General features: G+C 68.5%; 20 protein-coding genes. 9 read left to right on the forward strand and 11 right to left on the reverse strand.

What is annotated here, in order from left to right; all coding sequences use genetic code 11:
- Nucleotides 1-172: 172 nt before the first annotated feature.
- Nucleotides 173-598, reverse strand: coding sequence for a VOC family protein (locus HMPREF2716_RS09355; protein ID WP_003158599.1), 426 nt, complete (start codon nucleotides 596-598; stop codon nucleotides 173-175).
- 100 nt (nucleotides 599-698) lie between these two features.
- Here HMPREF2716_RS09355 and HMPREF2716_RS09360 point away from each other — a divergent pair, with 100 nt between their 5' ends.
- On the forward strand, nucleotides 699-1,583 hold the full coding sequence (locus tag HMPREF2716_RS09360; RefSeq protein WP_003085663.1) for a LysR family transcriptional regulator: 885 nt from the start codon (nucleotides 699-701) through the stop codon (nucleotides 1,581-1,583).
- Here the strand turns inward: HMPREF2716_RS09360 and HMPREF2716_RS09365 are convergent.
- Entirely contained in the window at nucleotides 1,556-2,509 is a 954-nt protein-coding gene (locus HMPREF2716_RS09365; RefSeq protein ID WP_003085661.1) for a LysR family transcriptional regulator, read from the reverse strand. The two genes, HMPREF2716_RS09360 and HMPREF2716_RS09365, sit on opposite strands and share 28 nt — an antisense overlap.
- A gap of 220 nt (nucleotides 2,510-2,729) precedes the next feature.
- On the opposite strand from HMPREF2716_RS09365, the gene HMPREF2716_RS09370 reads away from it, so the two are divergent.
- The 6 genes from HMPREF2716_RS09370 (at nucleotide 2,730) to HMPREF2716_RS09395 (ending at nucleotide 9,391) form a co-directional block, all read left to right on the forward strand.
- Nucleotides 2,730-3,164 (forward strand): RidA family protein, encoded by a 435-nt coding sequence (locus HMPREF2716_RS09370; protein WP_003116494.1) that lies wholly within the window; start codon nucleotides 2,730-2,732, stop codon nucleotides 3,162-3,164.
- Nucleotides 3,161-4,408, forward strand: a complete 1,248-nt coding sequence (locus HMPREF2716_RS09375) for an aminotransferase class V-fold PLP-dependent enzyme (protein WP_070621866.1) — start codon at nucleotides 3,161-3,163, stop codon at nucleotides 4,406-4,408. Before HMPREF2716_RS09370 ends, HMPREF2716_RS09375 begins: the two co-directional genes overlap by 4 nt.
- Before the next feature lie 288 nt (nucleotides 4,409-4,696).
- Complete coding sequence (locus HMPREF2716_RS09380) at nucleotides 4,697-5,992, forward strand: 3-keto-5-aminohexanoate cleavage protein (protein ID WP_003124233.1); 1,296 nt, start codon at nucleotides 4,697-4,699, stop codon at nucleotides 5,990-5,992.
- The gene (locus HMPREF2716_RS09385; protein WP_003085654.1) at nucleotides 5,989-7,236 is read left to right on the forward strand and encodes an MFS transporter; all 1,248 of its coding nucleotides are present in this window, start codon (nucleotides 5,989-5,991) and stop codon (nucleotides 7,234-7,236) included. Before HMPREF2716_RS09380 ends, HMPREF2716_RS09385 begins: the two co-directional genes overlap by 4 nt.
- Before the next feature lie 30 nt (nucleotides 7,237-7,266).
- On the forward strand, nucleotides 7,267-7,968 hold the full coding sequence (locus tag HMPREF2716_RS09390; RefSeq protein ID WP_003085652.1) for a haloacid dehalogenase type II: 702 nt from the start codon (nucleotides 7,267-7,269) through the stop codon (nucleotides 7,966-7,968).
- Nucleotides 7,969-8,074: 106 nt separating this feature from the next.
- Nucleotides 8,075-9,391, forward strand: coding sequence for an Nramp family divalent metal transporter (locus HMPREF2716_RS09395; RefSeq protein ID WP_003106624.1), 1,317 nt, complete (start codon nucleotides 8,075-8,077; stop codon nucleotides 9,389-9,391).
- Between the two features lie 51 nt (nucleotides 9,392-9,442).
- Here the strand turns inward: HMPREF2716_RS09395 and HMPREF2716_RS09400 are convergent, their stop codons facing one another.
- The 3 genes from HMPREF2716_RS09400 to HMPREF2716_RS09410 form a co-directional block, all read right to left on the reverse strand.
- Nucleotides 9,443-9,916 (reverse strand): SRPBCC family protein, encoded by a 474-nt coding sequence (locus tag HMPREF2716_RS09400; RefSeq protein ID WP_003085649.1) that lies wholly within the window; start codon nucleotides 9,914-9,916, stop codon nucleotides 9,443-9,445.
- Between the two features lie 68 nt (nucleotides 9,917-9,984).
- Nucleotides 9,985-10,752, reverse strand: coding sequence for an N-acetylmuramoyl-L-alanine amidase AmpDh3 (ampDh3, locus tag HMPREF2716_RS09405; protein ID WP_003106625.1), 768 nt, complete (start codon nucleotides 10,750-10,752; stop codon nucleotides 9,985-9,987).
- Between the two features lie 626 nt (nucleotides 10,753-11,378).
- Nucleotides 11,379-11,774 carry a DoxX family protein gene (locus tag HMPREF2716_RS09410; RefSeq protein ID WP_003114197.1) on the reverse strand — a complete coding sequence of 132 codons (396 nt, stop codon included), beginning with the start codon at nucleotides 11,772-11,774 and terminating at the stop codon, nucleotides 11,379-11,381.
- Between the two features lie 560 nt (nucleotides 11,775-12,334).
- Between HMPREF2716_RS09410 and HMPREF2716_RS09415 the strand changes: the two genes are divergently transcribed.
- The gene (locus tag HMPREF2716_RS09415) at nucleotides 12,335-12,562 is read left to right on the forward strand and encodes a hypothetical protein (protein WP_003085644.1); all 228 of its coding nucleotides are present in this window, start codon (nucleotides 12,335-12,337) and stop codon (nucleotides 12,560-12,562) included.
- 209 nt (nucleotides 12,563-12,771) lie between these two features.
- Here HMPREF2716_RS09415 and HMPREF2716_RS09420 read toward each other — a convergent pair whose 3' ends face one another.
- The 5 genes from HMPREF2716_RS09420 to HMPREF2716_RS29675 form a co-directional block, all read right to left on the reverse strand.
- Nucleotides 12,772-13,593 (reverse strand): aldo/keto reductase, encoded by an 822-nt coding sequence (locus tag HMPREF2716_RS09420; RefSeq protein WP_003109743.1) that lies wholly within the window; start codon nucleotides 13,591-13,593, stop codon nucleotides 12,772-12,774.
- A gap of 31 nt (nucleotides 13,594-13,624) precedes the next feature.
- Entirely contained in the window at nucleotides 13,625-14,065 is a 441-nt protein-coding gene (locus HMPREF2716_RS09425) for a VOC family protein (protein ID WP_003085641.1), read from the reverse strand.
- Nucleotides 14,066-14,150: 85 nt separating this feature from the next.
- Complete coding sequence (locus HMPREF2716_RS09430; protein ID WP_003114195.1) at nucleotides 14,151-14,474, reverse strand: DUF3325 domain-containing protein; 324 nt, start codon at nucleotides 14,472-14,474, stop codon at nucleotides 14,151-14,153.
- Nucleotides 14,474-15,994: a PepSY-associated TM helix domain-containing protein gene (locus HMPREF2716_RS09435; RefSeq protein WP_003103038.1), complete on the reverse strand. Its 1,521-nt coding sequence runs from the start codon at nucleotides 15,992-15,994 to the stop codon at nucleotides 14,474-14,476. The genes HMPREF2716_RS09430 and HMPREF2716_RS09435 overlap by 1 nt, the downstream gene beginning before the upstream one ends.
- A complete protein-coding gene (locus tag HMPREF2716_RS29675; protein WP_003085639.1) occupies nucleotides 15,991-16,287 on the reverse strand; it encodes a DUF3649 domain-containing protein in 297 nt (98 codons plus the stop codon). The genes HMPREF2716_RS09435 and HMPREF2716_RS29675 overlap by 4 nt, the downstream gene beginning before the upstream one ends.
- 655 nt (nucleotides 16,288-16,942) lie before the next feature.
- Here HMPREF2716_RS29675 and HMPREF2716_RS09445 point away from each other — a divergent pair.
- On the forward strand, nucleotides 16,943-18,934 hold the full coding sequence (locus tag HMPREF2716_RS09445; RefSeq protein ID WP_003118645.1) for a DEAD/DEAH box helicase: 1,992 nt from the start codon (nucleotides 16,943-16,945) through the stop codon (nucleotides 18,932-18,934).
- Between the two features lie 13 nt (nucleotides 18,935-18,947).
- Here the strand turns inward: HMPREF2716_RS09445 and HMPREF2716_RS09450 are convergent, their stop codons facing one another.
- Nucleotides 18,948-19,598 carry a class I SAM-dependent methyltransferase gene (locus HMPREF2716_RS09450; RefSeq protein WP_003118644.1) on the reverse strand — a complete coding sequence of 217 codons (651 nt, stop codon included), beginning with the start codon at nucleotides 19,596-19,598 and terminating at the stop codon, nucleotides 18,948-18,950.
- Nucleotides 19,599-19,647 lie beyond the last annotated feature (49 nt).

Here is a 19,647-nt window from a genome sequence, read left to right on the forward strand (position 1 = left end):
TGCGTCGCAGGGGGATGAAGGTGGAAGGGGACTGGCGCCGCTGGGTAGCGTGGTGCGCAAGAAAGAGTGCGCGACGTCGAGCCTGCCGGATGAGCAGTCCAGCTGCGCGGCGCTGGAGTTCTGCACGGACTGCGCGCAGTAAGCGCAGCCTCCAGGCGGAGCGCCGGCAATCTCACTTGGCGAACAACTGGTCCATGTCGCGGAAGCTCTTGAACTCCAGCGCGTTGCCGCAGGGGTCGAAGAGAAACAGCGTGGCCTGCTCGCCGACCTGGCCCTTGAAGCGGATGTAGGGCTCGATCACGAAGCGGGTGCCGCGCTGCTGCAGGCGTTCGGCCAGGGCGTGCCAGTCGTCCCAGGCGAGGACCACGCCGAAGTGCGGCACCGGCACGTCGTGGCCGTCCACCGGGTTGCTGCCGGCGTGGCGCTGGGAGTCGGTCTGCGGGTGCTGGTGGATGACCAACTGGTGGCCGAAGAAGTCGAAGTCGACCCAGTGCTCGGCGGAGCGGCCTTCGCTCAGGCCGAAGACCTCGCCGTAAAAGCGCCGGGCGGCGGGCAGGTCGTGGACGGGGATGGCGAGGTGGAAGGGCATCAGGCTCATGGCGCGGTTCCTCTGTGGGTGTGCCGGGATTATTTGCCGTGCCGATTTCGATGGAAAGCGCATAATATTTCGCCTGAGCAACACTTTTTTCGAGGCTTGGATGATCCGCGAACTCCGCACCCTGGTCGCCGTGGCGCGCCGGGGCTCCTTCGCCGCGGCGGGGGAACAGGTGGGGCTGACGCAGTCGGCGGTGAGCGCGCAGATCCGCGCGCTGGAACGCAGCGTCGGCGTCGAGTTGTTCAAGCGCACGCCGCGCGCGGCACACCTGAACGAGGTCGGGAGGCAGGCGGTGCGTACGGCCGAGCAGATCCTCGCGCTGTTCGACGGCATCGGCCAGGGCGACAGCCCGCGCGGACGCCTGCGCATCGGTGCGGTGAACACGGCGCAGACCGGGCTGCTGCCGGAGGTGCTCAAGCGCCTCGCCGAACAGGCGCCACACATCGAGCCGCAGGTGGTGCCGGGCGTCTCGCTGCACCTGCTGGACCAGGTGGACGCCGCCGAACTGGACCTGGCGATCCTCATCCGCCCGCCGTTCAACCTGCCGCGCGGGCTCTCCGCGCAACGGGTCGAGCGCCAGCCGTTCGTGCTGATCGCGCCGCCGCAATGCACTGCGACGGATGCGCTGGAATTGCTGCGCACGCAACCGTTCATCCGCTACGACCATGTGTCCTTCGGCGGTCGCCTGGTGGGCGATTTCCTCGAGGCGCAACAGCTCAGGCCACGCCAGGTGATGGAGCTGGATGAGATCGACGCGATCGCGCGGATGGTGGAGAACGGTCTCGGCGTGGCGCTGCTGCCCCGGGCCGGGCTGTGGCTACGCGAGCCGGCGCGGGTACGGGTGATCGAACTGGGCGCACTGGAATTCCAGCGCGAGCTGGTGATGGTCAGCCGCAGCGGTTCGGCGCAGGACGACCTGGTCGGTGAATTCCGCCGCGCCCTGCTGGCCGAGACGGCGGCTCAGGAGGCCGCGCCGACCACCGCGTAGCGCGGCGCCGGGCGCGCCAGCTCGCCGAGGAAGGTCCACAGGCGTTCGGCCTCGCCGGGTAGCGGCAGGCGGCGACGGATCAGGGTGTAGCGCAACGGCACGTCGAAGCGCTGGCCGCCGGCGCGCACCAGGCGACGGCTGGCGAGGTCCTCGCGGACCAGGGTATGCGGCAGCCAGGCGACGCCCAGGCGCGACTGGGCGAAGAAGCGCAGCCCCTCGGTCTGGCTGGAACTGTGATGGCGCTGGAGGAACAGGCCGCTGTCGCGCAGCAGCGGTTCCAGGGCCCAGCCCAGGTGGCATTCCTCGGAGTAGCCGAGGAACGATAGCGCTTCGGTCTGCAGGCGGTCGAGGTTGAACAGCGGCTGGCCGGCGGCGTCCGGCGCGCAGACCGCCACCAGTTGTTCGTGGCCAAGCTCCAGGCGCTGGAACTCGGCTTCGCTGTCGATGCCCAGGCGGCGCGACACCGCCTCGCCTTCGTCGAGCAACGCCACCACGTAGTCTACCGAGCCGTCGCGCAGGCGCGACAGGCATTGCGGCAGGTAATCGCAGTCGACGCTGAACTTGGCGCTGCGGAAGTCCGCCTGCAGGCGCGGAATCCAGTGCGGGAAGAACACCGAGGAGAGGATGTGCGGGGCGCAGAAACGAATGCGCCGCTGGGCGTCTTCGTCGCGCTCGCGGATCGACTGGCGCAGGTTGTCCAGGGCGCGCACCGCGTCCTGCGCCACGCCTTGCAACTGGCGGCCGGCCTCGGTCAGTTCGAGGGCGTGCTTGTGGCGCTCGAAGACCGGCGCGCCGAGCCACTGTTCCAGGGTCTGGATACGCCGGCTGAGCCCGGACACGGAGACATGGCACTCCTGCGCCGCACGGCTGAAGCTCTTGATCCGACAGAGGACGAGGAAGTCCTTGAGCATCACCAGGTCGATCATCGTTGCGCGTTCCTCAACGGTCGGGCGTTTTCAGTCTACTTCGCGCGGCGGTGCCTGTTGCAAGGCTAAAGTTCGGTTTGTTTTGCCGATTTGGCAAGCAGCTCGTCGACTCCCGCAAAACAGACCGGGAAAACCGGCCCACAGTAGTGAGGTCGCGCTTTTCCAGCCATCGACCCGCCCGAGCATCGTGGCCGGGCGGGTCCGCCACGAGGACAGGACCATGCAGACATCCCCCGCTCCGGCCATCGTCGCCGGCGGCGCCTACCAGCCGGTGGTGCTCCACGCCGGCATCGCCTACGTCAGCGGCCAGTTGCCGCGCCAGCACGGCGAGCTGCGCTGGACCGGCAAGGTCGGCAGCGAACTCGACCTGGAACAGGCCCGCCAGGCCGCCCGGCTCTGCGCGGCGCGCTGCCTGCAGGCGCTGGAGGAGGCGCTGGGCGGCCTGCAACGGGTCGAGCGGCTGCTCAAGGTGACCGGCTACGTCGCCAGCGCGGCGGGTTTCGTCCAGCAGCCGGCGGTGATCGATGCCGCCAGCGAATATTTCGACGAGGTGCTCGGCGCGCGCGGCGGCCACGCCCGCGCCGCCGTCGGCGTGGCCGAGCTGCCGCGCGGCGCCGCGGTGGAGGTGGAACTGATCGCGGCGGTGCGGCCATGAGCGCGCTCTTCCCCGCCGCCCCCGACGCCTTCGGTGCCGACGAACTGCTGCGCCTGCGCCGCGAGACCCCGGCCTGGGGCAGCTACGCGCACTTCGCCCATGGCTCCGCCAGCCTGCCGCCGCAGGTGCTCTACGACGCCCTCGACAACTGGCTGGAAGCCGAGCGGCGCTGGGGCGTGCAGCGCGCCGCCGAGCATTTCGCCGAGCCCTTGCTGGCGGTCCGCGACAGCGTCGCGCGAGTGCTCGGCACCCAGCCACGGCACATCGCCCTGCTCGACTGCGCCAGCCGCGCCTGGTCGGTGGCCTTTGCCGCGGCCCTGGCCGCCCATCCACGGATACGGGCGATCAGCAGCTTCGACGAATACGGTTCCAACAGCCTGTGCCTGCTCGCCGCGCGCCAGCAGCGCGGGCTGGAGCTGCGCCTGATCGACGCACGCGGCGACGCCGCACAGCTGTTGCAACGGCTCGACGAGCAGTTGCACGACCTCGCCCCCGGCCAGACGCCGCTGCTGTCGCTCAGCGCGGTGCCCACCGGGCATGGCGCGGCTACCGCGCTGGAGGGCGTGGCCGAGCGCATCCGCGCCCATGACGGGCTGTTCTTCCTCGATGCCAGCCATGCGGTCGGCCAGTTGCCGCTGGCGGTGGAGGCGATCGGCTGCGACGTGCTGGTGTTCCCGCCACGCAAGTGGCTGCGCGGGCCAAAGGGACTCGGCGTGCTCTATCTCGGCGAACGCGCCCTGGAGCGCCTGGCCCTGCCCGACGGGCTGGACGTCGGCGGCGCGCAATGGAGCGACGCCTTCGCCTTGCAGGCACGGGATGATGCGCGGCGCTTCGAATGCTCGGAGTTCAACCCGGGGCTGCGCCTGGCGCTCAAGGCCAGTTGCGACTACCTGTTGCAGACCGACGTCCAGCGCATCGCCCGGCGCAACCGCCAGTTGCGCGAACGCATCGCCCAGCAGCTCTACCGCCGGCTCGGCTGGACGCCGCTGGAACAAGGGCCGCACGCCAGCGCGTTGATGACCTACGCGGCCCCCGAACTGAGCGGCGAGCAATGGCTGAAGCGCCTCCACGCGCGCGGCGTGAACGCCTCCTACATCGGCCCGCAGTATGCCCGCTGGGCGCTGCGCGAGCAGGCGCTGCCGGGGGTACTGCGCCTGACTCCGCACTACCTGACCGACGACAGCGAGATCGAGCGCCTCGGCGAGGCCCTGGAGGATTGCCTGCGACAGCGCGCCGCCAGTTGAGCGACCTTGCGCGAATGGCAACGTTGCGCCGCCGTGCCGGCGGTTGGCGCAACGCCGGGCGATTTGCGCAAGGTCTTTGTGCCGGCGGCAACGAGCGTTGCCGAATGCGCCGCGCACGGCCGCCGCCATGCGGTTTAAATCCCTCTCGTAGAACAACGCATAACGATCCCGCCAGCGACATCTTTCACCTGCCTGAGACACCGACGACTTTCGACGCCCTGGGCAGCCTTTCGGTCCCCCGCGGACCGCTCCGCCCTCAATGGAATGATGAATGGAGGAAAGACGACCATGACCGGATCCCGGAAAACCCTGATTCTCGGATGCGCCTCCACCGGCGCCAAGTTCACCCCGCGCAACCACGCCGCCACCGGCGACCGCCTGCTCGACAGCATCTGCACCGGCGCCACCATCCGCACCGCCCCTGGCGAACTGCTGGACGAAGCGCGCCAGCTCTACGAGATGGGTTGCCGCTACTACCACTATCACGCGCGCAACCCGCTGACCCAGGAACAGACCACCGACAACGACATCTACCAGGCGGTCAGCCGCGCCCTGCAGAACCGCTTCCCCGACCTGATGTTGAGCTTCGGCGCCAGCCGCAACGGCAGCGAGGTGCAGGAGAACATCCGCCGCTTCGGCGAGTGGGAGCGGGTCAGCCACTGCGCCATCCCGCTGCACCTGGGCGGTGCGCACTTCGTGACGATCCAGGCGGCCATCGAATTGCAGGTGATCTGCGAGCTGGAGAAGCAAAGGCGCAAGCTCGACCTCGACTATGCCTCCAGCCCGGCCTTCCTCGCCGACCTGCGCGACTACCAGCCGTCGACGGCGCTGGAAAAGGCCGAGTTGCAGACCCACTCCACCAGCAAGGGCGCCGACTACGGGGTGACCTCGCCGATGACCCAGTTCCAGGTCTACCGCAACGCCATCCAGGCGCGCCAGAAGCTCGGCCTGTTCCACGAGGTGGAGTGGGTGCAGCACGTGCGCAGCTACGCCATGACCCGTTTCGCCGTGGAGCACCCGCGCCTGCGCCTGGGCGGTTCCGGCCAGTTGAACGTGATCCTGCTGTTCGGCTTCTCGCCACGCCTGCCGTTCCCGGAGACCTACCAGCAGTTCCGCGCGGTGATCGAGAGCGCCAAGAGCCTGGAGTACGATATCGGCGAACCCGGCGTGCGCAAGCGCAAGGTCAGCATCACGGTCGGCGCGGCGGTGATGCCGCAGCATGCCGCGCAGCACTTCCGGCCGCTCGACGTCGGCCCTCGCGCCGGCACCCCGCTCTGCGCGGTGCGCCGGCTGGCCGCCTATGCCGCGCAGGCGGACAGCCAGGTCGACGTGCTGCGGGTCGGCATGGAGGACACGCCCTATGCGGTGGACGATGACGGCCAGGTGACGCTCAGCGACAACTGCCAGTTGCTGCGCCAGGCTCTCGACGAACTGCGCGCCAACGGCGCCGAGGCCGAGCTCGACGGCGAACGGATCTTCCAGCGCATGGGCATGGAACGCACCCTCGGCGAATACCTGTCGCTGCAGCGCCTGCATCCGCTCGGCGAAGCCAACTTCACCCTCGCACGGGAGTTCGTCCAGTGACCGCCGCCCTCGCCGCGAACCCGACCCAGCGCTACCGCTGGGTCATCCTGCTGATCGCCACCTTCGCCCAGGCCTGCGCCTGCTTCTTCGTCCAGGGCATCGGCGCGATCGCCGTGTTCATCCAGAACGACCTGCAACTCTCGTCGCTACAGATCGGCCTGCTGGTGTCGGCGGCGCAGCTGGTGCCGATCGTCGGCCTGCTGGTGGCCGGCGAGCTGCTCGACCGCTACTCCGAGCGGCTGGTGGTCGGCCTCGGCACGCTGATCGTCGCGCTGGCCCTCTGCGCCTCGCTGTGGGCCACCGACTACCTGACCATCCTGCTGTTCCTGGTGGTCGTCGGCGCCGGCTACAGCACGGCGCAGCCGGGCGGCAGCAAGTCGGTGTCACGCTGGTTCGCCAAGACCCAGCTGGGCTTCGCCATGGGCATCCGCCAGGCCGGGCTGCCGCTGGGCGGCGCGCTGTCCGCCGCGCTGCTGCCGTACCTGGCGGGGATCTACGGCTGGCGCAGCGCATTCCTCGCCGGCGGCCTGGTAGCGTTCCTCGGCGCGCTGGCCTTCATGCTCTTCTACCGCACCCCGCCGGACGCCCCCGCGCCCGGCGCGAACCCCGCCGAACGCGACCTGGGCGCGGTGGTGAAGTCGCGGCTGGCGATGATCACCGATCCAGCGATGAAGAACATCGTCTGTTCCGGGGTGGCGCTGATCTCGGTGCAGTACGGCATCCTGGTGTTCACCGTGCTCTACCTGCACGAGACCCTGGAGATCGGCATCGGCATGGCCGCGACCCTGCTGTTCGTCGCCCAGGGCAGCGGCGTCGCCGGGCGCATCCTGCTGGCCGCCTGGAGCGACCGCTGCCGCGCCGGGCGCTACTTCCCGGTGATGGTCTGCCTCGGCGCGGTGATCCTCGGCCTGCTGGCGCTGGTCCTGCTGCCCCTGCAATCGCCGTTGGGGATGGGCCTGGTAGTGGCCTGGCTGGGCTTCTTCGGCTTCGGCTGGTACGGTCCCTGGGTGGCCTATGTGGCGGATACCGCGCCGGTCGGCAAGACCGGCTTCGCCCTCGGCCTGGCGATGGCCATCAACCAGTTGGCGATCGTTCTCGCGCCGCCGGCGCTGGGGCTGCTCAAGGACTTCAGCCACAGCTTCGTCCCCGGCTGGCTGGCGCTCTGCCTGATGGCGGCGGTAGCCCTTGTGGTCACCGCCTGGAGCGGCCGCGGCCTGCCCACCGCGCTGCCACAGAAGCACTGAAGCGATGACGGCCACGGCCGAGGAGGCACGATGCGCGCGATCCTGTTCGATGTGTTCGGTACCCTGGTGGACTGGCGTTCCAGCCTGATCGAGCAGTTCCAGGCGTTGGAGCGCGAACTCGGCGGGACCCTGCCCTGCGTGGAACTGACCGACCGCTGGCGCCAGCAATACAAGCCGGCGATGGACCGGGTACGCAACGGCCAGGCGCCCTGGCAGCACCTCGACCAGTTGCACCGGCAGAGTCTCGAGGCCCTGGCCGGAGAGTTCGGCCTGGCGCTGGACGAGGCCCTGCTGCAACGCATCACTGGCTTCTGGCACCGCCTGCGGCCGTGGCCGGACACGCTCGCCGGGATGCACGCGCTGAAGGCCGACTACTGGCTCGCCGCGCTGAGCAACGGCAACACCGCGCTGATGCTCGACGTCGCGCGGCACGCCGGGCTGCCCTGGGACATGCTGCTGTGCGCCGACCTGTTCGGCCACTACAAGCCCGACCCGCAGGTCTACCTCGGCGCCTGCCGCCTGCTCGACCTGCCGCCGCAGGAGGTGATGCTCTGCGCGGCGCACAACTACGACCTCAAGGCCGCGCGCGCCCTCGGCCTGAAGACCGCGTTCATCGCCCGGCCGCTGGAATACGGCCCCGGCCAGTCCCAGGACCTCGCCGCCGAGCAGGACTGGGACCTGATCGCCAGCGACCTGCCGGACCTGCACCGGCAACTGGCGGCCTCGGCCTGACCGACTTCCTCCTTCCTGCCCCCTGAACCGCTCGCCCAACCCGCGCGCCACGGCGCGCCGGGAAAGGCGCGCGCAGCGCCGGCACGCGTCCGGCAGGAGCTTCGTCATGTCCGCGAAGGATACCCCGGCCCCCCAGGCCGCCGAGCCCGGTCGCGCCCAGCCGGTCGAAGTCCCCGGCGGCGGCCACTGGTGGCGCCGCCTGCTGGCCTTCGCCGGCCCCGGCTACCTGGTCGCGGTGGGCTACATGGACCCGGGCAACTGGGCCACCGACGTCGCCGGCGGCGCGCAACTGGGCTACCTGCTGCTCTCGGTAATCCTGCTCTCCAGCCTGATGGCGATGCTGCTGCAGGCGCTGTCCGCGCGCCTGGGCATCGCCAGCGGCCTGGACCTGGCCCAGGCCTGCCGCGAACGCTACTCGCCGAGCACCTGCCGCCTGCTGTGGCTGGCCTGCGAGACGGCGATCATCGCCTGCGACCTGGCCGAGGTGATCGGCACCGCCATCGCCCTGAAGCTGCTGTTCGGCCTGCCGCTGGCCTGGGGCGCCTTGCTCTGCGTGGGCGACGCGCTGCTGGTGCTGGTCCTGATCGGACGTGGCCAGCGGCCGCTGGAGGCCTTCGTGGTGGCGTTGCTGACACTGATCTTCGCCTGCTTCGCGGTACAGTTGCTGCTCTCGCGTCCCGAACTCGGCGAGGTGCTCCAAGGGTTCTTGCCGAGCCCGCGGGTGCTCAGCGACCCGGCTGCCCTGTACCTGGCGATCGGCATCGTCGGCGCGACCGTCATGCCGCACAACCTCTACCTGCATTCCTCGCTGGTGCAGAGCCGCGCCTACCCGCGCAGCCTTGCCGGCAAGCGCCAGGCGCTGCGCTGGGCGGTGGCCGACAGCAGCCTGGCGCTGACCCTGGCGCTGCTGGTCAACGCGGCGATCCTGATCGTCGCCGCCAGCGTGTTCCACCGCAACGGGCACACCGAGGTGGTCGATATCGAGCAGGCCCACGCGCTGCTCTCGCCATTGCTCGGCCTGGAACTCGCCTCGCTGCTGTTCGCCGTGGCGCTGCTCGCGTCCGGCCTCAACTCGACGGTCACCACCACCCTGGCCGGGCAGATCGTCATGGAGGGCTTCCTCCGCCTGCGCCTGGCGCCCTGGGCGCGGCGCCTGCTGACCCGTGGCGTCGCAGTGCTGCCGGTGCTGCTGGTGACCCTGCTCTACGGCGAGGATGGCACCGCGCGGCTGCTGATCTTCAGCCAGGTGATCCTGTCGATGCAGTTGCCGCTGGCAGTGATCCCGCTGCTACAGTTCGTTTCCGACCGGCGCCTGATGGGCCCGCTGGCGATCGGCGCCGGGACCCGGTGGCTGGCCTGGGCGGTAGCGCTGGCGATCGTCGGCCTGAACCTGCAACTGCTGGCCGACTTCGCGTTCGGCTGAGCATTGCCTGAGGGCACGCTGCGCGGTGCGGGACGCGCACTCAGGCAATGCTCAGCCATCGAGACCGCGGGGAAAACGGTCGGCCACCAGGTTCAAGGCGATGCCATGCTCCAGGCAGGCCTTGAGCCCGGCCAGCACCAGGGTGAAACCTTCGGTGGCGTCGACCACCCGCGGGATGACCTCTTCCGGGGTGCCGACGAAACCGCTGTTGCGGATGCTGACGAAGGTCCCGGCGCCGGGCAGTTCCTCGAACAGCCACTCCACCTGGGAAGGGTTGCTGTCGCCATTCGGCCATTCGATGAGGATGCGGCGGTTCGTCTGCAGGTCCTTCACTTCGATTTCCTGGGAAACCCCGTACATGTCCCAGTGCCAGCGCAGCCGTTTCCCGGCTTCGAGGCGGGCATCGCCGCGGCTGAACCAGAACCTGGCGGTGATGGCCGGATCGACGAAGGCTTCGAAGACCTCGGCGATGGGGCGGCGGATCAGCATTTCCGCCTTGGCGACGACCTGTGCGACGGCAGTCATGGCAAGTCCTCCATGGGGGTGGGCAAGGGAGCGGCCGCCGCATCGGGCGGCCGCTCGTGGCTAGTGGCTCAGGCCGGGTATTTCTCGTTCAGAGCGTAGAGGATCGCCGCCGTCTCCACATCCAGCGCGCCGTCGTAGTTCTCCGGGCGGAAATGCATCTGGAAAGCGCGCAGCAGGCTGGTGAAGTAGGCATCGTCGACCGTCGCCGGCAGCGCATAGCCGTACAGGCGGAACGCCTCCAGCAGGTCGGCGCGCGGCGGCAGGCCGTCGCGCTCGAAGCCTTCGCGATAGCGATCGCGGGTGGCGTCGTCGTACCAGGCGCCGATACCGGCCTCGTAGAGTTCCTTCCAAGGCAGCTTCGGACCCGGGTCGGACTTGCGCCCGACGGCGATGTCGGAGTGGCCGACCACGTTCTTCGGGGTCATGTCCGGGTAGCGCTGCAGGATGTTCTTCGCCAGTTGCTTGAGTGCGTTGATCTGCGAGCGCTCGTAGTCGGGGAAGGTGAACACGCCGTCGTCGTCGCGGGCGAGGTTGACGATCTCGATGCCGATGGAGGTGTCGTTGAGGTTGTCGCGGCGCGCCCAGCCGCTGACGCCGGCGTGCCAGGCGCGGTCTTCCTCGGCGACCAGGTTGAAGATGCGCTGGCCCTTGAAGCCGGCGGCCTTGTAGCTGGGGTCATGCGGCGCCGGGATCAGGTAGTGGGCACTGGCGGCGCCGGTGGTCAGCGCCTTGACCGAGGCGGCGAAGTCGAGCGCGGTGTAGTGCAGCACCAGGAAGCGCACGCGTTTGCCGTAGGGGGTAGTGGTGCGATAGCTGTTGTAGTCGATGGTCAGCATGGTTTTCACCTTTTTGCGGATGATGGAAAGCCCCCGGCCACAGGCTCGCCTGTAGCTAGGGACGTCGATGCAGCGATGAGGTTCAGGGGCCGGCCAAGAAAACGCGGACCCCGGCTAAACCGGAAGGAAGAAGACCGGGCATAAAAAAGCCCGGCACGCGGCCGGGCAAAAGGGATACACCAAAGGCAAGCCCCAGCGAACTGGGGGTGCGGGGGCTCACCGAGGCCACTGAACGATGGCGTTATGACAGCACCCGGCACAACCGAACTTTAAGTTGGCCGGACGCCGTGCGGGCGCACCCCAGAGCCTTTCGCACCGGTCGCCGCCCGCTGCGTCCGGTTGCGCGGCGGGCAGAAACGACGAAGCCCGGCGCTGGGGCCGGGCTTCGAGGGCGACCACGGGAAACGTGATCATGGGAAAAAACTACCGCGAGCGTCCCGCCGCGTGCAACACCGTTCGTCCGTTGGCCGCTCTACTTTGCACTTCTTCACAAAGTTCACCAATAGCCATACAGACCCTCGACAGAGTGACTACTACTCTATCCACGCCAGGTCCGATTGCTCCTCCATCTCCTGGCATTCCCGGCCACTGTCCACCCCCGCACAGTGGCTTTTTTTCGCCTGCGCCTAGCGTCGTGCCAGCGGCGCCTCGTCCCGCGCCAGCATCAGCGCCAGGATGCAGCCGAGGAGGAACGCCTGCAGCGCCAGGCGAGCGGCCAGCAGCGTCGGCGGGAAGGATGGGAACAGGTCGGGGTGCTGCCACATGTAGAGGTTGGCCGGGGTCACGCAGAGGGTCAGGATGAACAGCCCGCACGCCGCCAGCCGGCGCCATGCCGGCACCAGCAGGGCGGCGGCGCCGAGCAGTTCGAAGACCCCGCTGACCCACACCGCCGCCAGCGGCCAGGGCACGTAGGGCGGGACGATGCCGACGAAGAAATCGGTGAAGACGAAGTGGCCCAGCCCACCCAGCAGGAACCAGGCGGACACGAAGGCCAGGAGCAGCGTGCGAGCGGGCGACGGCATGGATAACCTCGGCGCGGCGATGGAACGGCAATCCTGCCACGCGCCGCCGACGCCAGGCCCATAACCTTTGCCCGGTTGGCAGGCGTCCGCCGAAACAAATGCTCAAACATTCCCGCCGCCGGGGCGACATCTGCTCAAAAAATGTCCTGGCCTTTCTTCGTCGAAAGACATACAATCCGGGACTGCGTACCAAACTGAAAGTCAATCAGGCTTTACCCCAAGACCGGGCCCACAGATGAAAAGGGCTCTACCATCAGGGTTACAGCCTTCCGATGGTTCTTCGGTCGCCACTCTTCTGAAGCAATCCCCTGCCAAGCAGGGCCGATGGGAAGACCGGCGTCCCGCAATACCACCCGCAGATTGATCAGGATCCTGGCCTGGAAACTTTCCTGCCAATCGATCCTCTGATTAGTACCTGAACTGCCAGCTTGCTCTTTTCGAAAAAAGCCGGCATAACCAGTACGTTCCCCCGACACAAAGCTTTCTTGGCACTGTCACGGAGCGGGAACATTTGCAATATACGCTGCTCCATAAGCGTGAAAGTAAAGGAACATAAGAATATGTCTATTCAACATCGTACTCAGGATGCAATTCGCACCCTAACCGCCGCATTTGCGCCGTTCGACTGCCTGATCCAGGCAACTCGTAAAGGAAACTTCAGTTTCACCATCGTTGACCAGCATGGCGTGGCCTGCCACAGCGAGCGCCTGTATCCGGAGCAGTACGACGACTCCGGCAAAATGGAAGAAGTGATCAATCGAGTTCGCAAGAAAACACTGGCTGCCTGAATCATGCAAGCATCAGCGCGAATGCAAGGAAAAGCCCCGTCCCCGACGGGGCTTTTTTGTGGGACAGCGAAAAGTACAGGTTAAGTTGAAGAAAGTTCCCACGCAGGAAATAAATATTTACTTATTCCTTTTTAAATATTTCCTCGCCAACTTCGTCATATTCCCGCGGCCAGGGGAAACAAGCGCAGGCCGTTTCTCCCGTACTCCACTCAGACGATCGCCAGGTTTCGCTTGCGGGTAGGCGGCGGAAACGCCTGGTCGAGCGCCCGCAGGTCATCGGCGCTCAGTTCCAGGTCGGCCGCCGCTGCATTCTGGCGGATGTGAGCGGACGTCACCGCCTTCGGGATCGCGATCACCCCCTGCTCCAGTAGCCAGGCCAGGGCGACCTGGGCGCTGCTGGCGTCGTGGCGCGCGGCGATCTCGCCGAGCGCCGGGTGCCGTAGCAGCCTGCCGCCCTGCCCCACCGGACAGTAGGCCATCACCGGCATGCCGCGCTCCTGGCACCAGGGCAGCAGGTCGTATTCGATACCGCGTTCCTCCAGGTTGTACATCACCTGGTTGGCGGCACAGGCGCTGCCGTCCAGTTCGTACATGTCGCCCAGGTCGAAGTTGGACACGCCCCAGCGCAGGATCTTGCCCTGGTCGCGCAACCGCTCGAAGGCTTCGATGGTTTCCTCCAGCGGATACCGGCCCTGCCAGTGCAGCAGGTAGAGGTCGATGGTTTCGCAACCGAGCCGGCGCAGGCTGCGCTCGCAGGCCGCCGGCAGACCCTTGCGGCTGGCGTTGTGCGGGTAGACCTTGCTGACTAGGAAGACCTCTTCGCGGCGTCCCGCGATAGCCGCGCCGACCACGTCTTCGGCGCCGCCCTCGGCGTACATCTCGGCGGTATCGATCAGCGTCATCCCCAGCTCGATGCCTTCGCGCAGCGCCGCGACCTCGCGCTTGCGTTCGCCGGGCTGCTCGCCGATATGCCAGGTACCCTGGCCGATGGCGGCGACCTCCTGGCCATCGATCAGCGTGAGCGTTTTCATGCAGCGTCTCCTGTGGTGAATGGACGGGGCCTCATGCCCAGGGATCATAGCTGCCGAAGCTCCAGACGTGGCCCTCCGGATCGCGGCAAGTGAAGCCGCGACCGCCGTAGTCCTCGTCCTTGATGTCGATGACGATCTCGGCGCCGGCGGCCTGGGCGCTGCGGAACAGGGCGTCGGGATCGGCGACCACCAGGTAGAGGCTCTGGGTATTGCCGCCGGCTTCGTCGACGTGCCGCATCAGCCGACCGTAGGCGTTGTCGCGGACGCTCGAGCCGAGCATCAGCATGCCGTTGGCGCCGTTCGGGCTGGCGTAGGTCAACTCGGCGTGGAGCACCTGTCCGTCCTCGCCGGGCACCACCAGCTTGCGCTGGAAGCCAAAGGTCCGGCACAGCCAGTCGATGGCGGCCGGCGCATCGCGGTAACGCAGGCAGGGAATGACGCTGGCGACGGTGTTGCTGGCGGGCGTGTGCATGGCGCATACCTCCGGGGGAAAGCACGACCACCAGCATAGACGCTGGACCGGACCGCCCCCGAGGCACGGATGGGCGGCGCGCCCTTCAGCGCAGCAGCGCCAGCACCCCGCCGAGCAACGGCACTCCGGCGGCGCAAGGCAATGCCCAGCGTGGCCGCCAGGCGAGCAGCAGGACCAGCGTGCCGGCCGCCAGCATCAGCAGGCAGGACCAGAAGACGATGCCGATCTCCACGCCCTGCCGGTGGATCGAGAAGGCCAGTGCCAGGCCCAGGTCGAGCAGCGCCACGCCGCGTAGCAGAAGCACCCGGGGAGCCGACGGCTCGTGGCCGAGGAGGTTCTTGTGGTGGCGGTTCATGGCCAGGCAGAGAGCGGTGAAAGCCAGCAGGTTGAGGCCGAAGACCAGCAGCATCAGGCCACCTCCTGGACGTTCAGGCGTCGCCGGACGGGCTTGCTCGACGCTTGCCGACGTCGCCAACCTAGCCAGGCGCAGAGCAGGCCGAGGCCCAGCAGGCTGAGGTCGACGCCGGCCAGCACCCAGTCGCCGCGCTGCAGGCTGGCCAACAGGTTGCCTTCCGGGCTACGCAGCAGGCCGAGCAGCGGCAGGCCCAGCGCCAGCACGGCGGCGAGGCGCAGTTGCGTGCGACCGAGGGTCCCGCTGTTGCGGCGGACGATGGCCCACAGCGCGACCAGCGCCCAACTGGCGCAAAACACGCGGATCTCCCAGGTGTCGCGGCCGGCCAGTTGCGTCGGCAGCAGGCGGTTGCCCCACAGCAGCGCCAGGCTGGCCAGCGGCAGGCCGCCGCAGACCGCCAGGTTCAGCGCCCGCACCAGACCAACGCCACGACTGCCGCGGACCTCGCGCTTGGCCAGCCAGACCTGCAACCCGCCGAAGATCATCATCGCCCCGGACAGCCCGAGCAACAGGTACATCCAGCGCACCAACTGGCCGCCCCACTGGATCATGTGCAGGCCGGTCAGCCAGCCGTAGGTGGCGTAGCCGGGCGCATAGGACGGCTGGGCATGCAGCAGTTCGCCGCTGGAGGCATCGAAGTTGACCGTGCGCTGGTCGTCGAGGATGCGCGAGGCGTCGCGCCGGCGGATGTCCACGGTGGCCGCCTCGTCATAGGGATGGTGGACGCTGATCCAGCCCGGCGCGCCGCCGTCGCCCCAGACCTTGCCGGCCTCGACGATCAGGCCGTCGATGGACGCCGGCGGCCCCGCCGGGCGGCCGACTTCCTCGCGTTCGTAGGAGCCCTGCACTTCATGGAAGAAGCGCTCGCCATCGTTCTGGTAGACCACCTGCAGGCCCGCCTGCATGTAGTAGACGATGAAGATCACCAGGCCGGTGTAGGCGATCATCAGGTGGAACGGCAGGCCGATCACCCCCAGCACGTTGTGCGCGTCGAGCCAGGCGCGCTGCCGCGCCGCCTGCGGGCGCAGGGTGAAGAAGTCCTTGAAGATCCGCCGGTGCACGATGGTCCCGCTGACCAGCGCCACCAGCATCAGCATCCCGGCGATGCCGACGATGTACAGGCCGACCATGCCGGCGTGCAGGTCGTAGTGCAGGGTGAAGAAGAACTCGCCGCCGACTGTCTTCGGCAGCGGCTGGCCGCTCACCGCGTCCAGCTGAAAGACCTTGAACTCGCTGCCGTCGCGCGGCTCCCAGCCGGCGTTCCAGTAGGGCGCCCGCTCGCTCGGCGGCAGCATCCACCAGGCATGGGCATCGGGGGCGCGCTGGCGCAACCAGTCGCGCACCTGGTCGGCGCCCAGCGACTGCGCGCCGGGCAGGTGCAGGTCCGGCTGCATCCAGCGGGTCAGCTCCTTGTCGAAGCTGGCCAGGCTGCCGGCGAAGACGATGACGAACAGCAGCCAGCTGACCAGCAGCCCCGACCAGGTATGCAGGCCGGACATCGATTGACGCAGGTTCATGGACGCGCTCCGTAGTCGAGGCCGAGCCAGGCCAGGCCGCCCAGCGCCAGGCTGGCCAGCGCCAGCACCCAGCAGGCGCGCCAGGCGCTGCGCGCGGCGAAGGCGTAGACGATGGCCGCGACCCACACGGCGAAGCAGCCGAGGCTGCCGAACGAGACCCGGTCGGGACGCGGCAGCGGCAGGTAGATGCTCAGGCAGGCGGTGACCGCATAGGCCAGCGCGTAGCCAAGCAGGACCGCGACGAGGATGCGGCCGGTGACGGACAGTCCGCCGGCCAGGGCCTGGCTGGTCATGGGGTGGCGTCCCGGGTGGAAACAGGGCCTTGCATCGTCGCTACCTCGTCTGGCTGGCACGGCGACGCCGCGCTCGCGGGTGGCGAGGCGGTCGTCGATTCGGAAGGTTTGCGACTGTATCTCAATTACGTTCGCATTTGTACTTGCTCCGGACGACCGCCAGGTCGCGTCGCGCCAGGGATTGCCGGGGTCCGACGAGTGCGGGTCGTATCCCGTCGCATTCGTCCGCCGCGCCATACGTCCATCTCCGCTCTGCGCAAGCGCGCCGAGCTTGGTAATATCGGCTGTTTGCGGTTTCGGCTGGTCTCGCCGAAGGACATACCGGATGACTTCACCCTCCGCCCCAGACACCCAGCTCAGCCTGGCCATCGACCCGGCCCGGCCGTATGCGCGGCTGACCCTCGGCAGCCACGTGCACAGCGGCTACGACCTGCGCAGCGGACGCATGCAGAGCATTTCCCGGCACCGTGCGGCGCTGGCCTTCATCTATGCCGGCGAGGCGGTTTCCGGGCGTCCCGGCAGCGAGCCACGGGAGGCCCAGCGGCGTATCGAACGGCGTCCGGCGCACGAGCAGGAATACCGCGAGACCCTGCGCCGCCTCGGCTTCAAGCCGGCGACCCGGCGCAGCGACGCGCTCGAGGAGAGCGCCGGCGAGATGTTCGAACTGCCCGGCGACAACGCCTGGCTGCACTTCATGCAGGACGACCTGCCGCGCCTGCGCCAGCAAGGCTGGTTCATCGACATCCGCGCCGACTTCGCCTACGACCTGACGCCCATCGACGCCTGGTACGCCGAGGTCGAGGAAGCCGACGACCGCCAGTGGTTCGAGCTGGAACTGGGCATCCAGGTCGCCGGCCAGCGGGTCAGCCTGCTGCCGGCGCTGACCGAACTGATCCGCCGCAGCCCGGCCCTGCTCGATCCGCGCGCCCTCGCCCGGCACGCCGACGAAGAGCAACTGGTGCTGCGCCTGGAACTCAACCCGCCGCTGCGCGTGGCGCTGCCCTTCGGCCGCCTGAAGCCGGTGCTGGCGGCGCTTTCCGACTTCTACCTGGGCGACCCCGAACCGCAGCGCAAGCTGCGCCTGGGCGCACCGGACGCGGCGCGCCTGGCCGATCTCGACGAGTTGCCGCTGGCCTGGGAAGGCGGCGACAACCTGCGCGACTTCGCCCGCCGCCTACGCAGTTTCCAGGCTCGTCCGGCGACCCCGCCGCAAGGCCTGCGCGCCGAACTGCGGCCCTACCAGCTCGAAGGCCTGAGCTGGATGCAGACCCTGCGCGAACTCGACAGCGGCGGCGTGCTGGCCGACGACATGGGGCTGGGCAAGACCTTGCAGTCGCTGGCCCACGTGCTCCTGGAAAAGCAGGCCGGGCGGCTCGACACGCCGGCGCTGGTGGTGATGCCCACCAGCCTGATCCCCAACTGGCTGGACGAGGCCGAGCGCTTCGCCCCCGATCTGCGCGTGCTGGCCCTGCACGGCGCCGGCCGGCGCCGCGACTTCGCCCGCATCGACGAGCACGACCTGGTGCTGACCACCTATGCCCTGCTGCCACGCGACGCCGCCGAGCTGGGCAAGCGGCGGTTCCACCTGCTGATCCTCGACGAGGCGCAGAACATCAAGAACGCCACCACCAAGGCCGCCGTCGCCGCCCGCGAGCTGGCGGCACGGCATCGCCTGTGCCTGACCGGCACGCCGCTGGAGAACCACCTCGGCGAACTCTGGTCGCTGTTCCATTTCCTGATGCCCGGCTGGCTCGGCGACGCCCGCCAGTTCGCCCAGGACTACCGCACGCCGATCGAGAAGCACGGCGACGAGGCACGCCTCAGCCACCTGGCCGCGCGCCTGCGGCCGTTCCTGCTGCGACGGACCAAGGAACAGGTGGCCTCGGAACTGCCGCCGAAGAGCGAGTTCACCCAGTTCGTCGAACTCAGCGAGGCGCAACGCGAACTCTACGAGACCGTGCGCCTGGCGCTGGACCGCAAGGTCCGCGAGGAGATCGCCCGGCGCGGCCTGGCGCGCAGCCGCATCGTGATCCTCGAGGCGCTGCTCAAGCTGCGCCAGGTCTGCTGCGACACGCGCCTGCTGCAACGCCAGGAAGACGGCGCGCGCAGCGGCCGGGCGCTCAGCTCGGGCAAGCTGGCCTACCTGCTCGACATGCTCGACGAACTGATCGCCGAGGGTCGCCGGGTCCTGCTGTTCTCGCAGTTCACCTCGATGCTCGCGCTGATCGAGGACGCCCTGCGCCAGCGCGGCGTCGACTACGTCCTGCTGACCGGCGAGACCCGCGACCGCCGCGCCCCGGTACAGCGCTTCCAGAGCGGCAAGGTGCCGGTGTTCCTGATCAGCTTGAAGGCAGGCGGGGTCGGCCTCAACCTGACCGCGGCGGACACCGTGATCCACTACGATCCCTGGTGGAACCCGGCGGTGGAGAACCAGGCCAGCGACCGCGCCTACCGCATCGGCCAGGACAAGCCGGTGTTCGTCTACCGGCTGATCGCCCGCGGCACGGTGGAAGAGAAGATCCAGCACCTGCAGCAGGAAAAGGCCGCCCTCGCCGACGGCTTGTTCAGCGAAGGCAACGGCGACGGCTGGAAGCTCGACGAGGCCGATATCGACGCGCTGTTCGCGCCCTTGCCCAAGGCGCTCTGAGGGCCGCCCGGATTCAGCGCGCGACGCCGCGGTAGACGTAGGTCATCGGCCGCGGCCCGGGCAGGTAGCCCTGTTCCAGCTCGTCGATGCGAAAGCCGGCCTCGCGCAGCAAGGCCGGCATGTCGCGGTCCAGGTGGCAACCGCCGGCCAGCGGTTTCCACCAGGGCGTCAGGCGCCGTTGCCAGGCCAGCACCGAGGCGTCCGGCGCGCGCCCATGCTCGCAGAACAGCAATTCGCCGCCACGCTTCAGCACCCGACGCATCTCGCCCAGCGCCGGCAGCGGCGCGGCGATGGAGCAAAGGGTGAAAGTGCAGACGATGGTGTCGAAGCTTTCCGCCTCGGCGCGGATCTCGCCAAGCTCGAGGGCGACCATTTCCACCGGGATGCCGATTTGCGCCGCGCGCTCGCGGGCCAGCGCCTGCATTTGCGCGGCCGGGTCGACGCCGACGATCGCCGACACCTTCGCCGCGTCGTAGAAGCCCAGGTTGAGCCCGGTGCCCAGACCGATCTCCAGCACCCGCCCATGGGCGCGCGGCACCAGCAGCGAACGCTGCTTCATCACGTCGCCCATGCCGCAGGCGAAGTCGATCAGGCGCGGCAACACGTAACGGTCATAGATGCCCACGAAACTCTCTCCTGGCACAGCGGCTGGAGGGGAAAGCATAGACCAGCGATGCATTAGACGATTGTCGACAATCAAGCGACGAATGATT

The sequence above is a fragment of the Pseudomonas sp. HMSC076A11 genome, from assembly GCF_001810205.1.
Taxonomy (GTDB): Bacteria; Pseudomonadota; Gammaproteobacteria; order Pseudomonadales; family Pseudomonadaceae; genus Pseudomonas; species Pseudomonas aeruginosa.